At 35.5% G+C, this 19,283-nt stretch carries 19 protein-coding genes; 3 read left to right on the top strand and 16 right to left on the bottom strand.

Annotated elements, in window-relative coordinates:
* Window positions 1–27: 27 nt before the first annotated feature.
* The 5 genes from HX004_RS08490 to HX004_RS08510 form a co-directional block, all read right to left on the bottom strand.
* A complete protein-coding gene (locus HX004_RS08490; RefSeq protein ID WP_286442052.1) occupies window positions 28–1,512 on the bottom strand; it encodes a beta-helix domain-containing protein in 1,485 nt (494 codons plus the stop codon).
* Between the two features lie 50 nt (window positions 1,513–1,562).
* Complete coding sequence (locus tag HX004_RS08495) at window positions 1,563–2,327, bottom strand: glycosyltransferase family 2 protein (protein WP_286442054.1); 765 nt, start codon at window positions 2,325–2,327, stop codon at window positions 1,563–1,565.
* A 44-nt stretch (window positions 2,328–2,371) separates the two neighbouring features.
* Window positions 2,372–3,121: a glycosyltransferase family 2 protein gene (locus tag HX004_RS08500; protein ID WP_286442056.1), complete on the bottom strand. Its 750-nt coding sequence runs from the start codon at window positions 3,119–3,121 to the stop codon at window positions 2,372–2,374.
* 64 nt (window positions 3,122–3,185) lie between these two features.
* Window positions 3,186–5,057: an LTA synthase family protein gene (locus HX004_RS08505; protein ID WP_286442058.1), complete on the bottom strand. Its 1,872-nt coding sequence runs from the start codon at window positions 5,055–5,057 to the stop codon at window positions 3,186–3,188.
* A gap of 82 nt (window positions 5,058–5,139) precedes the next feature.
* A complete protein-coding gene (locus HX004_RS08510) occupies window positions 5,140–5,955 on the bottom strand; it encodes a 2,3,4,5-tetrahydropyridine-2,6-dicarboxylate N-succinyltransferase (RefSeq protein ID WP_286442059.1) in 816 nt (271 codons plus the stop codon).
* Between the two features lie 337 nt (window positions 5,956–6,292).
* Between HX004_RS08510 and HX004_RS08515 the strand changes: the two genes are divergently transcribed.
* On the top strand, window positions 6,293–7,363 hold the full coding sequence (locus HX004_RS08515; RefSeq protein WP_286442060.1) for an alpha/beta fold hydrolase: 1,071 nt from the start codon (window positions 6,293–6,295) through the stop codon (window positions 7,361–7,363).
* Between the two features lie 142 nt (window positions 7,364–7,505).
* Here the strand turns inward: HX004_RS08515 and HX004_RS08520 are convergent, their stop codons facing one another.
* Window positions 7,506–8,840 carry a metal-dependent hydrolase family protein gene (locus HX004_RS08520; RefSeq protein WP_286442061.1) on the bottom strand — a complete coding sequence of 445 codons (1,335 nt, stop codon included), beginning with the start codon at window positions 8,838–8,840 and terminating at the stop codon, window positions 7,506–7,508.
* Between the two features lie 161 nt (window positions 8,841–9,001).
* Here HX004_RS08520 and HX004_RS08525 point away from each other — a divergent pair, with 161 nt between their 5' ends.
* On the top strand, window positions 9,002–9,715 hold the full coding sequence (locus HX004_RS08525; protein WP_286442062.1) for an SDR family oxidoreductase: 714 nt from the start codon (window positions 9,002–9,004) through the stop codon (window positions 9,713–9,715).
* A gap of 54 nt (window positions 9,716–9,769) precedes the next feature.
* The gene (locus tag HX004_RS08530; RefSeq protein ID WP_286442063.1) at window positions 9,770–11,158 is read left to right on the top strand and encodes an aminopeptidase P family protein; all 1,389 of its coding nucleotides are present in this window, start codon (window positions 9,770–9,772) and stop codon (window positions 11,156–11,158) included.
* Window positions 11,159–11,244: 86 nt separating this feature from the next.
* Here the strand turns inward: HX004_RS08530 and creD are convergent, their stop codons facing one another.
* From creD to nhaC, 10 genes are all read right to left on the bottom strand, one after another.
* Window positions 11,245–12,531 (bottom strand): cell envelope integrity protein CreD, encoded by a 1,287-nt coding sequence (gene creD, locus HX004_RS08535; RefSeq protein WP_286442064.1) that lies wholly within the window; start codon window positions 12,529–12,531, stop codon window positions 11,245–11,247.
* A 53-nt stretch (window positions 12,532–12,584) separates the two neighbouring features.
* Window positions 12,585–12,884 (bottom strand): winged helix-turn-helix domain-containing protein, encoded by a 300-nt coding sequence (locus HX004_RS08540; RefSeq protein WP_158963091.1) that lies wholly within the window; start codon window positions 12,882–12,884, stop codon window positions 12,585–12,587.
* A 6-nt stretch (window positions 12,885–12,890) separates the two neighbouring features.
* The gene (locus HX004_RS08545; protein WP_286442065.1) at window positions 12,891–13,496 is read right to left on the bottom strand and encodes a hypothetical protein; all 606 of its coding nucleotides are present in this window, start codon (window positions 13,494–13,496) and stop codon (window positions 12,891–12,893) included.
* 185 nt (window positions 13,497–13,681) lie between these two features.
* Window positions 13,682–14,029 (bottom strand): hypothetical protein, encoded by a 348-nt coding sequence (locus HX004_RS08550; protein ID WP_286442066.1) that lies wholly within the window; start codon window positions 14,027–14,029, stop codon window positions 13,682–13,684.
* A 34-nt stretch (window positions 14,030–14,063) separates the two neighbouring features.
* Window positions 14,064–15,173 (bottom strand): FUSC family protein, encoded by a 1,110-nt coding sequence (locus tag HX004_RS08555; protein ID WP_286442067.1) that lies wholly within the window; start codon window positions 15,171–15,173, stop codon window positions 14,064–14,066.
* Between the two features lie 164 nt (window positions 15,174–15,337).
* Window positions 15,338–15,871: an NADPH-dependent FMN reductase gene (locus HX004_RS08560; RefSeq protein WP_286442068.1), complete on the bottom strand. Its 534-nt coding sequence runs from the start codon at window positions 15,869–15,871 to the stop codon at window positions 15,338–15,340.
* Window positions 15,872–16,066: 195 nt separating this feature from the next.
* Complete coding sequence (locus HX004_RS08565) at window positions 16,067–16,324, bottom strand: DUF6952 family protein (RefSeq protein WP_002985723.1); 258 nt, start codon at window positions 16,322–16,324, stop codon at window positions 16,067–16,069.
* 17 nt (window positions 16,325–16,341) lie between these two features.
* Window positions 16,342–16,650 (bottom strand): thioredoxin family protein, encoded by a 309-nt coding sequence (locus HX004_RS08570; RefSeq protein WP_060873367.1) that lies wholly within the window; start codon window positions 16,648–16,650, stop codon window positions 16,342–16,344.
* A 28-nt stretch (window positions 16,651–16,678) separates the two neighbouring features.
* Window positions 16,679–17,317: a peroxiredoxin gene (locus tag HX004_RS08575; RefSeq protein ID WP_002985718.1), complete on the bottom strand. Its 639-nt coding sequence runs from the start codon at window positions 17,315–17,317 to the stop codon at window positions 16,679–16,681.
* Window positions 17,318–17,639: 322 nt separating this feature from the next.
* A complete protein-coding gene (gene nhaC / locus HX004_RS08580) occupies window positions 17,640–19,082 on the bottom strand; it encodes a Na+/H+ antiporter NhaC (protein WP_286442069.1) in 1,443 nt (480 codons plus the stop codon).
* Window positions 19,083–19,283: the final 201 nt, after the last annotated feature.

The following is a 19,283-nucleotide window of genomic DNA, read 5'->3' on the forward strand; positions in this document are numbered from 1 at the left end:
ATATACTAAAAAAAGACAATTAAAAAATTATTCTTTTGTAGTTTCAATATGCTGATAAGCGCCTAAATCGGCTGATTTACTTCGGTCCTTTCCGTCTATATCTCGAGGAATACGGCGCGCAATTTCAACATCTCCTTTGCCAATTAAGTGTGTCATTAGACTAGAGTAGTAGAAGATATTCTGTTTGGGATCAACAAAATCAATAGTAGCCAAAGAAGGAGTGTCCAATAAAATATTGTTGAAATACATCAAATCATTGCTGTAATTGTAAACCGATGTGTTGCTATTTCGCTTACTTGTATCTTTTAAGGCGTTGGATTCAAATCGTATGTTAGTTGTTTCGTCGAGTTGAAGCATAAAGCTTTGAGCAATAGAGGTATGCAAAATACTGTTTTGAATCGTTAAACGCTCAAAAGCAGTTGCAGTACTGTTTGTAACAAGCAGTGCCGTTTGGTCTGGACGAAGCCCCGTATTGCTAAAGGTGCAATGTTGAAAGCTATAGTTTCCACCATTGCGCAGGACTACAGTTGCATTTTGAGTATGTGCAGCAACGATATTTTGTCCCATTACTTTAGAATTAACGGCGATTAAAGCCGAGTAAAGATGATTGAATAATTTCGTATTGCGTATCGTAACGTCCGTTGCATTTTCAAGTTGTAACCCAATCTTCGCCTGTTCAATAGTCACGTGATTAAATTGACTTTTACCAGGGTTTTGTAGGCGAATTCCTGACCATTGACCCGCGGTATAGGCATAGGCTGGTTCTAAACGGTCATTGCGCAAGAGAATGGGATGATCTAAAGTTCCTTCTGCTTGTATTGAACTCCCTGGTAAACCAATAATTCCCGAATTTTCGTGAAAGTAAATCTCAGTTCCTTTTTGTAAGGTTAAGGTTTGATTTTCAGGGATGATGGCGTAACCATACACAACATAAGGCTTAGAATCATCTAAGGTTAAGGTATTTTGGGTGTGAACATTCACATCTCCAAGATAAAACCCTTCGATCCGAGTTTCATCGTCCAATTGAACGGAATGCAAAACTTGTTTTTCTACTTTTCCAGGATGTAAAAAATAAGCATCCTTGATAAGCGTAATCAATTCAATGCTTTGCGGCTGCGTTTGTCCAAGTAAGCGAATTTGATCCGTATAGATAAAATCTTTAGCGTTTGGATCTGCCTTGCCCAAGGTATGAACAAAAACGTACAGGCTATCTTTAGCGAGTAATTCAATATTGGAAAACTGTTTACCTGATACCCCCTCAATTAACAAATTAAAATAGGATTGCTCTCCCTTACCTAAAGTTAATTGGGGAATTTTGATGTTTTTATTACTCGTATTGTAGATTTTTACCAAATAAGAACTCGATTGAGTTTCCGTAAAAACAGGATCTAAATACACCGTATCAGCAGAAAGACGCAAGGGTTGAGTATTGGGTTCAAAATCCATATCTGTTCGGCAACTAACGATGCTGAACAAAGAGATGAGGAATATCATAAACCGAAGTGTACTCATAACTGCTGTTTGAGGGTAAATGTACTAAAAATATTGAGATCAGGAATGGGTTAATTGTTAATGTTATTTCTTAACATCCAGAGTTTTACGTATCGTAAAAACGTGGCATAAGCATTCAGAGACGACAGAATCAGTCCTGGCACACCATCTCTAAATCCTTGTTTTACAATATAATGCTTCAGAAAACGCATACCAGGTTTAACAATGAAATGATACCCCGTAAGTTTTCCTGTTTTCTTGTTGTAATCTTCGGCTTGTAAGCTAGCGTATCTACTTAATTTGGCAATGTGAAAATCAAAACCTCTATACGTGTTATGAAATAGCTTATTGGATAAAAAACCCATAGTACCCTTGACTTGTAAACATTCATGAACGCGATTCGTATAACGCGATAAGTCTTTCTTAAACAGTCGAATAACCTTGTCTTTTTGATAGCCAGAATATTTGATCTCGCGATTGAAGAAAAAGTTTTTTCGATACACCCAATACGCATCGTATTCATTGAGTTTGTCTTGTTCAATTAATGTCAAAATTTCTCGTTCTAACTCTGGTGTCAATTGTTCATCAGCATCGAGCAAAAGAATCCATTCACTAGGCATTTGTTCGATGGCCCAATTCTTTTGATTGGAGTAATTGTCAAACTGACGGGAAAGGACTTGAGCGCCCAGTTCTTGTGCAAGTTCGACCGTTTTATCCGTACTAAAAGAATCTACAATATAAACCTCGTCCACTATATGCTTAGCAGATAAAATACATGCTCTGATGTTAGACTCTTCATTCTTTGTGGGAATCAAAAGAGTTATCTTCTTTTTCATAAATACGTTCAAGCAATTTAGTTTGTTTTTGAAAAAATATCCTTTTAGTTCTTTGATTTATGTAAGCGAATAAGCTTTACATATTTCATAAACGAAAAGAATGATTGTATTATTGCAAAAGCCAAGCCATCAATGCCATTTAATATCCCTTTTTTAAAAAAATAACATCTCACAAAGGCGACAGTACCATTTAAAACGGGTTTAAAGGAAGAAACTTTCTTTCCTTTTTCAAATAATTGTTGGGCTGCCCAAGTGGAATATTGATTCTTTTTATCAATAACTTGCTTGTAATTTTGCCAACCGTAATGTAGGATGTGCACATTGACACTCTTCTCATTGGTGGTTACAATATATTGATGCGTAATATCTGCAGAAGGTCCAGCTGTTTTTTTATTGAAAAATCGAACTTTTGAATCGGGATACCATCCTGAAAAGTTAATCAATTTATCTCCTAAAAAGTTTTTTACTCTAAATTTAAATCCATCGTAAGGACTGTTTTCGTATTCTCTCTTTTGAATAAAGGCAAGGGCGTCAGTATCTAAAAACTCATCTGCATCTAAATTCATAATCCAATCGTGTTTACAGTACTGCAAACCATGGGTGCGTTGAGGCCCATCTCCTAAAAAAGCTTGTAGATAAACTTGGGCTCCTTTGCTTTCTGCAATAGCTACTGTACGATCTGTACTATTAGAATCGATGATGATTACTTCGTCGCAATATTGAAATAAAGCATCGATGCATTTTCCTATATTTTTCTCTTCATTAAATGTAATTACTAATCCGCTGATGGCCATGGTATATTATATTTTGTGACGGGTCAATTTAAATTGTTCTTTGTGCTTTGTAAAGATGCTAAAATTATAGCTTTTTCTTAACAATTAGTTGGTTGTTTTTTACTCGTGAATTAAAAGTTTGAATATAAGCTTTTAAAAAGCGTTCCATTTCTTTCACTTTTGTTGGATCTTTCCCCAAAAGATTGTCTTTTAATTCAGGGTCTATTTTCCAATTATAAAGACCTAAACTTTTCGTACCATCAAAGGCAAGGTAGTAATCACCTTCTTCATAGTTGTAAATAGTATTCAAATAACTAATAGCAAAATCTTGCTTAGATTTGTACGATTTACCAAAGGAAACCACTTGGGTATTCAGCTGTAAATAGTCCATTAAACTTGGTAAAATATCAATTTGCTGGAAGTTGCGTTCAACTTTAGTTACAGGCAAATTTGAATCACCAGGAGCGAAGAACAGAATGGGAATTCTGAATTTACCTACGTTGGTTTTCCATTTTTCCAACTGTCCATCAGAAGAGGTGTGATCCGCTACAACAATAAAAAGGGTATTCTTATACCAAGCTTTGGTTTGGGCTGTTTTAAAGAATTGTTCCAAAGCATAATCAGCATAGGCAATAGATTCGTGTATTGCTGCTGTTCCCTTTGGAAATTTACCCTTGTATTTTTCGGGAATTGTATAAGGATTATGAGAAGAAATCGTAAATAAAGTAGTGAAGAAAGGTGCTTTGAATCCATCTAACTTGTGGGCAAAGAACTGCAAAAATTCTTCGTCAAAAATCCCCCAAGCCCCATCAAAAGCTTCTGGACCTTCATATTCATTTTTCCCATAATATTCCTTAAACCCAGCTACATTCGCATATTGATCAAAGTTTTGACTTCCGTTAAATGCACCGTGGAAAAAAGCTGTGTGGTAGCCGTTGTCGTTGAGTATTTTCGGTAGAGGATAAATGTCGTTTAAGGCATAACTCGATGTAATATAGGTGCGATCCATTAAGCTTGGAATACTGGAAATAGAAGAGGGAACCGCGTCAATAGACACTTTTCCATTGGCAAATCCATGCTCAAAGAAATAACTGTTTTCCGCCAAGGAATCCATAAACGGAGTTAAACCAATATGCATATTCTCTCGCCCAAAACTTTCAACAATTAACAAGACCACATTTTTTTTGTTCACCGAATCATACTGGAAAACTTGAACCGGATTGAATATTTTAACTAATTCCTCTTCACTGAAAAAATTGTAATCGGGCAATGTTTCCTTTTTTCCCATTGTTTTTAATACGGAAAAAGGAGTGTTCAACACCAAGGCTGTATTTTTTAAACCTCCATAACCAGCAGCATCAACCAGGCGAATTGGCTTAGGTTGTAATCCCCCACGCCCTAAAATGAGTAAGATTCCCACTGTGAATACGGTTACAATGGCTTGTGGAAAGTTAAAACGAGAATCGTATATTTTGTAATCTATTTTTCTGTATATCAGCCAAAAAAAGAAGAAAGAACCCAACATAAAGAGCGGGATCCACCAATAGTCTACAATGAAATTCTTAAGTAAACCAGGCAATTCATTTTCCATACCTGATGCGGTGATAAAAGCGTATGAACTTCTTCTTCCAATAAAGCGAAAGTATTCATAATCAACAAAATTTAAGCATAGAATAAAAATATTGACGAGATAAAAACTGTAGAACAAAAACTGTTGATATCCTTTTTTCGTTTGAAACTTACCTGGCCATAGATGTAAAAGGGCAAAAACGAGATTGATAAAACCCAATGCCGCTAAGTCAAAGCGAATACCTCCCCAAATTACCTTGGCGTCAAAAGGGTCTAACAAGTGACCGTTATACCAATAGAAGCCAAATCTACACAATTGATAGAAAGCAAAAATTAGCAAGAAACGCAAGGTGAAAATTTGAATGTTTTTAGAAAATAATTTAGTCATAATGCAATCGTGTGATTTTAAACCTAAATTAGCACAGTTCACCCCTGAACTGTGCTAATTGTATTATTTGTGTTGTGTAGGATTATACCGCAACATTGTATTCTCTTAAAGCATCGTTTAACGATGTTTTTAAATCGGTAGAGGGTTTTCGCTTTCCAATAATTAAGGCACAAGGCACTTGATATTCACCTGCAGGAAATTGCTTGGTATAGGATCCTGGGATAACAACAGAACGCTCAGGTACATATCCTTTGATTTCTACAGGAGTGTCTCCTGTTACATCAATGATTTTAGTTGAAGCAGTTAGCACCACATTAGCACCTAAAACCGCCTCTTTTCCTACGCGAACTCCTTCCACAACAATACAACGAGAACCAATAAAAGCATGATCCTCTATAATAACGGGAGCTGCTTGTAAGGGCTCTAAAACTCCTCCGATACCAACTCCTCCTGAAAGGTGTACGTGTTTGCCAATTTGTGCGCAAGAACCAACTGTTGCCCAGGTGTCTACCATCGTTCCTTCATCTACATAAGCGCCAATATTCACATAGGATGGCATTAAAATTACTCCTGATGAAATATAAGCTCCGTGTCTTGCAACCGCATTCGGTACCACGCGAATTCCTTTTGCAGCGTAGTTTTGTTTTAAGGGCATTTTATCGTGATACTCGAAAATTCCAACTTCAAAGGTTTCCATCTTTTGAATAGGAAAGTATAAAACAACCGCTTTTTTAACCCATTCATTCACTTGCCATCCCGTTGCTGTTGGTTCTGCCACGCGTAATTTTCCTTGGTCAACTGCCTCGATTACTTCGCGAATGGCCTTTTGTGTATCTTGATTTTGGAGTAATGAACGATCATTCCATGCCGTTTCAATACTGTGTTGTAGTTGATTCATTGTACGCTTGTTTTGAGATTAAAATTAGTTTCGAATTGCCTAGCGATAATCGCTCGAATAATTTGTTTTTCAACAGTTAACTCTCTTTTTAATAGAGTGAGGCAAGAATTCCTTAACACCAATGTTTTTCATTCAGGTCAAAGTCTTGATTTTTTACTAAAAAACAGCTACAAATATAAGTATAAATGTTTAAAAAAAAGGAGGGAAATTGAAGGAAATCAAGCGGAAAGCAAGGAGGAATAGCAGGTGAAATGTCCAAGTAAACCGCCCTTTTGTTTTGGTGTTTTGCTTATGGAAATTAGGAAGATTTATATTTTTACTTGTACTTTTACAAAAAATGTTAAAATTAGAAAATACAACGATGCAGGTAAAAAAAATAGGAATAGGAATCATCGCTCTATTGTTGGTGTTCTATGTGTTTATTTGGTGTAAATACGATTGGATGTATGAGGAATACAATCCTCAAAAGGTAGAACAGCTCTTTGAGGCAAAAAAAATGCGAGCTCCTATTTATGATACGTTAGTAATCAACAAATTTAAAATTGGTTATTTGAGTAATAAACGATATAATTATGTTGAAGGATACGATTATTTGGGGGGGATTCGAAATCCATATCTTATATTAATTCCTGAGAATGGCGCTTCTGTTGCCAGTCTGTTACCGTATTTTATGGACGAAGAACTCAATAAAAAGTTTCATGTTATTGCTATTGATCGCATTGGTTTTGGCGGAAGTAAAGTCGAAAAAAATGAAGAAGGACAACCTTTTGGACACTATGATAACAGGGCTTCTTTCGAAGAAAATGCACTCTATACCTTATTGATGATGCCCAAGTATATTGCCAAAAGCGAAGGGAATTACCTCGATGAAGTACGCGTTGTTTTTAGTGGGAAAACGGCCGTTACTGGTTTGGGAACAGCCTATGATATGTCGATGACTTCGGAAAAGATTTTTTTGCTCAATGCTGACTTAGAGGAGCGATTCTTTTGGACTATCGGCTATAGTCGCTTTGTACTAAGTGGTATCGGAAGACTGATCTTTCCTGAAAATTACGTGAGTAAACACCAAGATTTATGTGTTGCTGATCAAGCGAAAACCAAGTATATGAAACATTGGGTTGAATCAGTTAAATACGCAGAAGATGAAGAAAATCAGAACGAATACAGCATGTATAAAGGAGCATCGCAAGGCAAAAAAGCTAAATGGCTCTTCTTTGCTGGATTGGGCGTATCAGATAAGAAGAAGGTAGATGCGCTTACAGGGGGGGATAATTTTGTGTTTTACGAAGAGACTGTTGAGCTGAGCAATATTGAACAAGTACTTGAATTGTTGCGTAAAGCAGATTTTTATACTTTGGAATTTAATCAGTTAAGTAAATCGAGGTATATAAATGCGGACAAAGAATAGTTCGTCAATGGAGTATCTTATAAAGAAAAAGAGGTTGTAAAAAGAGCATAAAAAAAAGGATAAATGGAATATTTATCCTTTTTTTTATAAACTATTTTGAGTCTGTTTTTCAAATGTAGTATTCTAACCTACTGTTGAAAACTTATTTTTTTGTCAATAAATCTTTGTAAAGCTTACCATCTTTGATAATCAAAAGTAAATTGTTTTTCGGATCTCCAATCACTTCTATGTTTTCTAATGGGCTTTGGTCAAATAACAGAATATCAGCATAAGCACCTTCTGTTAAGGTTCCCAGATCGCTAGGGTAAGGATTTCTCGGACCGCTCATTTTTAACAATTGTGCATTGTCATACGTAATCATTTTTAGAATTTCAAAATTGCTAAACCATTGTTTCAGATTTACGACTAATTCGTTTTGTCTCAATGGGTTTTTAGGAGGAGCAACTAAATCTGTTCCGAAGGCTAGTTTTACATTGTGTTTTTTAGCCCACGTATATACATTTTCTGTTCCAGTTCCCACTAGTCTTTTGTTTGCTGCTTGTTCTGGATTGGTATAGGCACTTGCATCTAAATCAAAAGGTTGCATACTCAACCAAATATTTTTTTCACCTAATAATTTTACAGTAGCTTCATCTAATAAATGACCGTGATCTACACATTTTACTCCTGCATCTACAGCTTGTCTTACTGCTTTTGGAGTATAAGCATGTACTGTTACATAAGTACCCCAATTCTCCGCTGCATCTACTGCTGCTTTGATTTCCTTCGTTGTATATTGTGTCGCATCTAGTGGATCGTAAATCGTAGCAACACCGCCTCCGGCCATAACTTTTAGCTGAGAAGCTCCTTTTCTCAATTGCTCTCTCGCTGCAACCGTAACTTCTTGTTCTCCGTCTGCAATGATACTTCCACCCAAAACTTGGAATCGAGGAGGGGTATGGTCAACCATTCGAGGCTCGGACCAAGGGAAACTCGCATCTCCATGACCCCCTGTTTGCGAAATCATCGCTTCACTAGGGTAAATACGCGGACCTTTATTGATACCGTAATCATTCGCTTGTTTAATTCCCATAACATGACCTCCTAAATCTCTAACTGTAGTGAAACCACGTTGTAAGGTGTTTTCTGATTCTTTTGCCGCATTGATAAACAAGAAACTTTCATCGCCTAACATAATCGCTTGGTTGGAATTCGCTGCTAAAAAAGAATGCCAATGCGAGTCAATCATACCTGGCATTGCAAATTTTCCTTTTCCGTCAATGACTTGTGCGTTTTCCAAATCGGTTGCTGCAATTTCTCCAGTAACAATTTTTACAATTTTATTTTGCTCTACTACAATAGAACCTACTTTCGTTTTGCTGTCTTTTCCATTGAAAATTTCTACATTTTTAAGCACGATTTTGTTTTGCGCAAAACTCGTTGTAGCGAAACAAAATGCACCAAAAAGTAGAGTAACTTTTAGAAATTGATGTATCATCTTAAAATTTTTAGGGTAAATATACACTTATTAAATATTATTTTGGTTATTTATAATTAAAAAAGTAATTTTTTATGTATATATTGAGAATAGTTTAATTTTTTCTTAAAAAATGGGAATGTATTAAAAACTCCTCTAGCTTTGTGTATAAATAATGAATGATGCCTAAAAAATATTTAATATACGGAATTAGTAAAGGACTGGGAAAAGCAATTGCTCAAGCTATTCCTCAGGAAAAGGATGTAGTATTCGGGGTTTCTCGATCACAACCAGTAGATGCGAAAGATAACTTGGTGTGGATTCAAGCCGATTTGTCTAAACCAACAGAAGCAGTGACTGCTGTTCAAGGCATAGTGGGGGATATTCCACTTGATTATTTGATTTACAATGTAGGAATTTGGGAACAAGACGCATTCACTGATACTTATGATTTTGAACAATCTTCTGCAGGGGAAATTGTGCAAATGATTCAAACCAATATTACAGCTTCCATCTTGGCCCTACAGGCATTTATTAAAAATTTAAAAGGAAGTGAAAACGCCAAAATTATTTTAATCGGATCTACTTGGGGATTGGAAAATCACAAGGGAAAAGAAGTCGCTTTTTCAGCGTCTAAGTTTGCGTTAAGAGGTATGGTTCACGCTTTACGCGAAAGCTTACGTGAACATGCAATTGGAATTAGTATCCTCAATTTGGGGTATTTGGCTACGGAATATGATTGCGATTTTCCAGTAGAAGAAGTGCTCAAAGAAACAGAAGCTGCATTAATCCCCCTCACAGACGTATTAGCAGCGGTTCGATTTATTTTAAACACGAGTAAAGCCACTTGCGTAAAGGAAATTGATATGCCAGCCATGCAAGATTTTAATGTATAAGTAGAAAGTAGATCGTCAAATTAATAGTACCTTACCTTTTCAAAATCATATACCATGTTTAGTACCCAAACCTACCTCAGACGAAGAACACAATTGATTCAGCAGATGCCAAATCAAGGACTTCTTTTGTTTTTAAGCAATGGAGAGAGTCCAATTAACTTCGAAGATAATACGTATCGTTTTCGACAAGATAGTACGTTTTTATACTATTTTGGTATTCAACAACCCCATATTGCTGCTCTTATTGATGTAGAAGCGAACAAAACGTTGATTTTTGGAGATGAACTCTCCATGGATGCTTTGGTTTGGATGGGAAGACAAGAAACATTGCAAGCGAAAGGGGAAAAAGCAGGAGTAACCGAAACACGTCCCTATACAGAATTAACCACCTATATTGCTGCCGCTAAAAAAACGCAACGCACCATCCACTATTTACCTCCTTATCAACCGGCGAATAAGATTTTACTTAGTGAATTACTGCAAATTTCGATAGCTGAAATTCAACCGTCTACTACTTTGATTCAAGCGGTTGTCGCACAAAGAGAAATCAAAGAAGAACAAGAAATTAGCGAAATTGAAAAAGCATTGACTATTTCATGTAAAATGCATTTGGCTGCTATGCGACTTGCAAAGCCAGGAGTAAAAGAATATGAAATTGCTGCTGCTATTCAACAAATTGCCGCTCAAGCGGATTGTACCTTGGCTTATCCTTCTATTGTTACCGTTCAAGGAGGTATTCTACACAATCACTACCAAGGGAATACGCTGAAATCAGGACAATTACTATTGAATGATTCAGGTTGTGAAACACCAATGGGATATGCCTCAGATGTGACGAGAACTTTTCCCGTGGATCAAAAGTTTACAACCGAACAACGCGAGTTGTATCAAGTGGTATTAGCTGCTTTTGAAGGAGCAAAAAAACAATTGAAAGCAGGAGTGAAGTTTAAAGACGTACATCTACACGCTGCATTAGTATTGACGCAAGGGTTAATTGACTTTGGATTGATGAAAGGAAATGCCGCAGATGCAGTTGCTGCTCATGCGCATACGATGTTTTTTCAATGTGGACTTGGTCATATGATGGGATTGGATGTTCACGATATGGAAGATTTAGGCGAACAATATGTGGGATATACATCCAATGATCCCAAAGAAACACAATTGTTTGGGTTAAAATCACTGCGATTGGGCAAAGCACTAAAAACAGGGCATGTGTTAACTGTCGAACCAGGTATTTACTTTATTCCAGAACTCATCGAGCGCTGGGAAGCAGAAAAGAAATATGCCGATTTTATTAATTATGAGAAAGTAAACCAATACAAAGATTTTGGAGGTATTCGAATTGAAGATAATTTCCTTATAAAAGAAAATGGGTACCGTCAATTGGGACCTGAATTGATTCGTACTGTAGAGGAGATTGAAGCGTTTCGAAAGGATTGAGTGTAAAACGTTCAACAGAATGTGATAAATAAAAATAACCTAAAAACAGAAAGCCAGCATTAAATCGCTGGCTTTCTGTTTTTAGATTATTGATTTTCTTTGTTTGATGCTGTCATTTTGATGGAAAACTGCATCAAGGCAGCTAGAATAACGAATATACTAATACTTCCAACAAGTAAAGCGGTTTCTTTTAATTCCAATAAGAAATAAAGTAAAGCATATAACAAGAATAACAAACCAAATATAGTAGAGGTGCTGTTTTTATCTTTTGAAATTTTCCAAGTAAAACTGACAATGAGAAAAATCGTTGCACTAGATGAAATCACATAAGAAAGGGTAAATCCTACATATTCAGCAAAAGAAAGTAATAAAATGTAGTTTAAGAAAATAGCAAACCCAATTAAAGCATATTGAATCAAGTTGATTTTTAGGTTTTTAATGTTCTCTAAAAAGTAAAATACAATAAAGGTCAATCCTATAAATAATAAAGCATACTTGATGGAGCGATCTACTTTGCTATAGAAATCATTGAGTTCTAAAAATTCAATTCCGAAGGTATAGTTTTCCAACGTTACGCTGTCAATTTTTGCTGTATTGATTGGCAAAGGTTGATAAATATTCCAAGCACTTGATGTGGCTTCCTGGTTTTGATCAGCTTGGTCTGGAAGGTAATTTCCAACGTATTTCAAATCGTGATAATCACTGCTTAAGTTCACTTTGGTATTTGTGGCATTCGCTAAGAATTTTAAATTCGCTGAGCCTTTGAGCTTTAAGGGAAGTTTGATTCTCGTTGGTGTTTGCTCTTCTTTGCTGTATTCAATGCTCAGAAATGGAATTGTATAAAGAATCGAATTGTCATCTAAAGCAAAGGTTTTATTTGGTGCATCAGCTAAGGATAATTCTTCTGAAAGTCCCTTTGTATCAGAAATACCATAGATGATTTTTTTACTGATAACAAAAGCTTCGTCATTAATATTTAGTGAAGCCAATAGTTTTTCCTGAGGATCAAATTGAGCGTCAATTAATAAATCTGTATTGAATAAAGTAACATGATATAAACTTCTTTTTTTCGTTGTAGTCGCCACATTACCTGTTATGGTTTGTTGGGTGGGAGAGAAGATTGCTTGTTTGCGTTGATAAAGCGTTTCTTGATGATCCCCTAAGGTCGGCGTTCGGTATTCAATGAGTAAAAATGGACCATAAAGTGTTTGTTGGGCACCCCATTTTTCAGATACTTCCTGAATAACTTCTGTTTGAAAGCGGGTGCGTTCTGAAATAATAGAACCAATAATTGGGATTAAGATTAGTAATCCCAAAGATAACGCTGCAATAGCAATCCCTTTAAAAAGGTGTTTTTTTGTTTCTTTTTCCATGTTATTATATTTTAAAAAGTACTTTGTTTTTCAAAGTGAAAGGTTAAAAAAAATTATTTTAATGTTTTGATTAAATTTTCTAAATAGGCAAGGTGTTGTTTGAAGGCTAATTTACCCTCTACCGTAGCGCTGTAAACCGTATTTGTTTTACGACCAATAAATCCTTTATGTACAGTAATATATTGACTGTCTTCTAAATTTTTTAAATGAGAAGCCAAGTTGCCATCCGTTAAATCTAAAAATTCTTTTAAATCTTTGAAAGACAAGGTTTCATTCACCATAAGTCCGCTCATGATTCCAACGCGAATACGATTATCGAATACTTTATTTAATTTTTCAATATCAAATTTCATCCAAGACTACTTTAGTTCTTTATCGTATTTGTTCCAAAGGATAATACCATAAAGAATGTGAATAACACCAAAGCCTAACGCCCAAAACAATAGACTGTAATCAACAAAGCAGAAAGCCAATAAGCCAAGTAGTATTTCTAGTAAAGCCAGGGTTTTAATCTCTTTTACCGTATCTTCTTGAATCGTATAGAGAGCAAGGCCGTAGAACAAGAGGGTTGATGGTAACGTTAGAGGCAATAAAAATTTAGTGTAGAGAATAATACACAAAATACCGCCAATTACTAGTGGAAAGGAAAAGCGAAGTAATAATCGCTTGGTTACTTTATTAAAAAAAGGAGCTCCTTGTTTTTTTGTCTTTTGGATGGTAAAATAAAGCCCTCCACTCAGTGCAAGAACTAAAGTTACTAGTGCTAAAGCTAAAAGGTTAAAAGCATTGTAATTAGAATCTTCGGTATAATTGAAATTCATTTTCCAACTATATAAAATACCACTAGCCAATAAACCACATATCCCTACCCATATGCCACTCCAGCCACTTAAACTTAAAAATTTAGTGGAGCGCTCCATGATTGCCTTGATTTGTTGTAAATCTTCAATTGCTTTTGTGCTCATTTGTAAAGTACTTTGAAAAGCAAAGTTAAAAATATAAATGAAATGAAAAACAAATTAAGAATAAAAAATAAATTCAGTGTAAAAGGTAGATTGTTGGATTAGTTTTATTTCGTTGTATATGAGTTTTTTGTGAAAGAAATAAATTTATATTTTTGGTTTTTTACGAACAAAAAATGGTTTTCGTTTTAGGGGTTTTTAAATAGATACTTTAAAAATGAATAGGCTTTACGCTGTTTCACATACAAGAGATTCGCTTCATTCGCATAAGCTTCTTTTTCAAATGAAATTGCACGATACGCTTTTCTTTTGTCTTGTAAGAAAAGTAAGCGAACAAGAAATTCGATACCATACCAAAGGTAGAAGGGTAAAATAAGTAATTCGAGCTGTTGTTTTAGATGGATGCGTTCGTGATTGACGAGGATAGGATCCTTGGCAAAAGAAGCTTCTTTGTAAATAATAAAGGGATATAAAGTAATTGCTGCTATGTGTTTAGGCAGACAAGTGCAAACGATAACCGCATTTTTTTTCTTCATATTTAGTTGCTTAAGGCAAAAATAGCAACGCAAATTACGCTTTTTTTCGTCTTCTTTTGATTCCAATACGCGTACTTCTAATTTGATCCACAGCATGATGGCGTAAATATTCGTGATGCAAGAGCCAACCGCCAATTCCTCCGAGCAAACTTCCGATGACAATATCGATTAAACGCGCTTGAATTAAAGCATTTGGTGAGTGAATCAACGAACTACCTGCTTCCGCTAATAGAACGGTTAAAGCGGTAATAAAAACGACTGCAATGGCATAATTGCGCGAGATAAAGATTTCAATGATAAATTGCAAAAGCATAATACAAATACACAAATAGAGCGGATTTTGTGAAATTGAAATGAGTACCCAACATACACCAATGCCGATAAAAGTACCTGCAATGCGATGTAAGGCTCTTTGCCAAACGTGGTATACGGAAATTCCCTGCATAATAGCCAAACATGAAATGGGAATCCAATAGGGATTATTGAAATGCAATAGATTACCGATTAATAAAGATAAAGTCATAAAAGCTCCTACAATAAGGGAGCGAATCAAATAATCTACTTGTGTTTTTAGAGGTACAGGTTGAATAATGCGTACAGGCGTTTTAGAGATGTATTTGCGTCCAACAATAAAACTGTAAATTAAGGCTAGGGTACAAGCAAAAATAGTTCCTAATACAAAGTATCCAATGCGGGTGGCTATTGTATTAAAATCAAAAGGGGTGTTACTGGCCATGGAAGCAATCATGATGAAGAAAAAACTTCCTGGAGGTGGCATAGAAAAATAGAGGGACAACCAATGCATTGCTGTGGCGAATAATCCAAAAACTAGAGCAGATACAATAAAATTAAAACTAAAAATCACTCCGACAACGTAGGAAAACATAAAGCCAAACGAACAGACTAACATGATAAACATACGTTGAGGTGTCGGTAAATTGGAAGGGAGATATAGGATAACTAAACCTGCTAAACAAGCCAATAAACCGGCTTGTAGATTGTTAAAGTACCACCCCACTAATAAGGGAACTCCAATCGCAAACATGGCCATAAAGGGAATATGCCACAAACGATCACTGTGTTTGAGTTGGAATAAATTTTTACCTTCTTGCTTGAGTAGTTGTACAAAGGCATTATTGCTCATGGTTGAAATCGGATTTACAGTCTAATGGAGATACACTGTTTGGTTTGAATGGGTAATCAAAACGAGTGCAAAGGTACAATATGTAAGAGCGAATTACAATTGAAAATCAGACTCTTTCTTTTGTTTGGAAATAAAGAAAGGGCTGAATATAACTCAGCCCCTTTTTAGTTTTGGTGAAGGATGGATTTGAATTCGTTTAAGCGATTTTCAAATTCCTGTTGTAGTGTATCATTGATGATGTTTCCATCTTTAAAATTCTCTTGAAAACTCGGTAATGAGAAATGAGATTGAATATTTCCTCCGAAGAAAGGGAATATTGTTTTGGCTGATTCCATTACAAATTGTCCTCCTCTAGGTCCAGGTGAAGTAGAAAGCAAGAACATGGGTTTTTGTTGAAATAAAGCTTTATCGGCACGGGACCCCCAGTCAAAAATATTTTTGAAAGCTGTACTAAAGGTTCCGTTGTGTTCGGCTAATCCAATAATTAAAGCATCGCTCTCTTTTAATAGTTGGTTAAAAGCGAGAGCTTTTGCAGGAATACCCTCTTGATTTCGCTCTGGAGAATAAATGGGCATTTCGTAATCGTTGAGATCTAATACTTGTATCTCGTGTTCTTGTAAAGTATGTAAAGCGCTTTTTACCAATTCTAGGTTAATGGATTGGGTGCTATTCGTTGCGGCAAAGGCTGTAATTTTCATGGTTGAATCTTGTTTTATTGTTGTACAAAGGTAGGGGGAGATTAAAAAAAGTTACTTAATCTAGAATAAGAAGTGATGGTTTTCTGTAAAGAATTAACTGTTTGCCCTTTGTACTAAGGTAGTAGGAAATAAGAAAGGGGATAATAAAATAGAGATAAAAAAAAACTGCGAAACATTGTTTCGCAGTTTTTAATATTATTTGTCGATTGACCCAAGTACGCGTTGCATAAAACTGTTTAAAGCTTCTTTTTGCGTAGCACCTTCTTTCATTAATTTTTGAACTTCTAGTGCACCGTACATATTGGAAATTAATTCGCCAATTACGTCTAATTCTTCGTCTTTTAATGAGGGAACTTCCGTAAGGTTTTCCAATACTTCTAGGGTTTCAATGATATAATCTTGGTCATTTTGCTCAATAAATTGAGTCAAATGTTTAATTACAGGTAATTTCATGCTAGTCGTTTTTAGGATTAAGCGATTTCACCAACTAATTCGTGTAAAACTTCTGTTTTATTCGTTTGCGTTTGGTTTACTAATTTTCCATTTACGAAAGTAGCAAATGTTGGTAGATTACTTACGTCCGCTAATTTTCTAGATTCAGGGAACTTCTCAGCATCTGCAATTACAAATGTAATGTTCTCTTTTTCTGTAGAAAGCTTTTTAAACTTCGGTTTCATAATTCTACAATTACCACACCATGTAGCTGAAAATTGAACAACTACTTTTTCATTTTGACCTACAATTTCTTGTAAGTTATCTTGATCTAATTCTAAAAGCATTTTTTAAGTTTTTTTACGTTAGTACTTCTTAGTGTTTGCTTAAGTAATCAGCAACACCTTTTCTGTCAGCATTCATTGCATCTTTTCCTTCTTCCCAGTTTGCTGGACATACTTCACCATGTGTTTGAACGTGAGTGTAAGCATCAATTAAACGTACATATTCGTTTACATTTCTTCCTAATGGCATATCGTTTACTGACTCGTGGAAAATTTTTCCTGTTTCATCAATTAAATAAGTAGCTCTGTATGTTACGTTTGATCCTTCGATTTGAACTGAATCCAACTCTTCGTTGTATACTTCGCTCTCTACGTCTAAGATTCCTAATACAGAAGATAAGTTTCTTTGTGTATCAGCGATGATTGGGTAAGTAACTCCTTCAATACCTCCGTTGTCTTTTGCTGTGTTTAACCAAGCAAAATGTACTTCGTTTGTATCGCAAGACGCTCCAATTACCATTGTATTTCTTTTTTCAAATTCAGGAAGAGCTTCTTGGAAAGCATGTAATTCTGTAGGACATACGAAAGTGAAGTCTTTTGGATACCAGAATAATAATACTTTTTTGTTATTTTTTGTCGCTTCTTCGAAAATGTTGATTCTTAAATTATCACCCATTTCTGAAATTGCATCTACTGTAATGTTTGGAAACTTTTTACCTACTAAAGACATAATGTTTATTTTTTAAAAGTTAATATTTGTTTTTTATTTCTTATTTCTAGTACAAAAGTAGCCCACAAAAGTGGTTTGTACTATTATTTTTGATTATTGTTTTTTATTTTACTATAAGTTTTATTTATAGTGATGAGAAGTGTTTTTTTTACTGTATACTGAACTGTAAAATAAATTTCGACAAAACTAAATATACGAATAAAAAACGAACTTTAGTGTGAAGGATTTGTTATAAAATCTAAACTTGTTAGCCGTAATCAGTTATCGGTTATCGGTTATCAGTTAACAGTGAAAAAACAAAAATGCAACCAATCCTCAACAATCAACCTTTAATAATCCTTCTAATTTTAATATCAAAAGCAGCGTACAATAAAGTTACAAATGGACTGAGATAATTAAAAAAGGCATAGGGTAAATAGGTCAAGGTTGGAATGCCGAGTACACCTGCGTGATAAGCTCCACAAGTATTCCACGGAATTAATACAGAGGTTACGGTTCCTGAATCTTCAAGCGTTCTACTTAAATTTTCAGGTGCAAGTCCTTTTTGTTTATAGGCTTCTGCAAACATTTTTCCAGGTACCACAATCGATAAATATTGATCTGAAGTGGTAATATTAACAGCTAAACAACTGGCTACCGTACTTGCGAATAAACCGAATAAGCTACTGGCAATCGACAATAAAGCAGTGGATATTTTCTGTAGTGCTCCAATAGCTTCCATCGTTCCACCGAAAAACATGGCACATAATATTAACCAAACAGTATTGAGCATACTAGCCATTCCACCTGCTTCAAATAATCCGTTTAGGCTTTCTAAAGGCGATAAAATGCGAATATCTGTGGTTAAGGCTAACATTGTTCCTTTATAGGCATTATAGAAATTAAATTCTTCCCCTCCTGCAACAGCCACTACAATATTGGGTTGAAAAATTAAGGCAAACACAGCACCCAATAGGGTTCCAATTAGCAAGGCTGCGATGGGTTGTACTTTTTTTACAATCAATACAATTACCAATATGGGCACAATAAAAAGTAGAGGTGTAATATGAAAGGTCGCGCGAATCGCTTCTAGGGTTTCGGTTGTGTTCACCTGACCTTCTGCACCGTAAATGAATCCTAAAATGATAAACAAAATTAAGGTGACAACATAGGTAGGTACTGTGGTGTACAACATATAGCGAATGTGGGTAAATAAATCGGTTCCCGCCATAACAGGGGCTAAATTCGTTGTATCGGATAAAGGTGATAGCTTATCTCCAAAATAGGCACCTGAAACGACAGCTCCACCGATGACTCCCAAGGGCATACCCAAAGCATTACCAATGCCCACAAGGGCAATACCAACAGTGGCGGAGGTCGTCCATGAACTACCTGTAGCAATGGATATAATCGACGTAATAATCACACAAGCAGGCAAGTAAATGGATGGATGTAAAATCTCTAAACCATAGTAAATCATACTCGGTATAATACCACTCAACAACCAAGTACCGGATAAAGCTCCTACAAGGAGTAAAATGTAAATGGCATTGGAGGTATCGCGCACATTATTGACAATCTGTTGCAGTATTTTGTCGTAAGAAACGCGATTGTACATGCCTACTATAATAGCAATAGCACCTCCTAAAAGTAAAATAAACTGATTGGTGCCCGACAAGGCATCATCCCGGAATACAAAAACATTGATAGCCAATAATACAACGAGTAATACGACAGGGATTAACGATTGTGTTAGTGAAATAGGCTTTTCTTGTTTTTCTTGCATTTCGAGTTCTGTTTAGAAAATGAATAATATAAAAAGTAAAAGTACTTCTTTTTGATGAGTACTCGCTTATTATCTACACAAACTGTACCAAAAAGGATTTGCTTAATTGGTTAAACCATCTAATCTTCCTAACCTATTAAATATATATATTCTTTAATCGATTATCTAACGAAAATGCAACTTCACAAAGAGCAACTTCAC

The organism is Myroides sp. 1354 (assembly GCF_030324495.1).
Lineage (GTDB): Bacteria > Bacteroidota > Bacteroidia > Flavobacteriales > Flavobacteriaceae > Flavobacterium.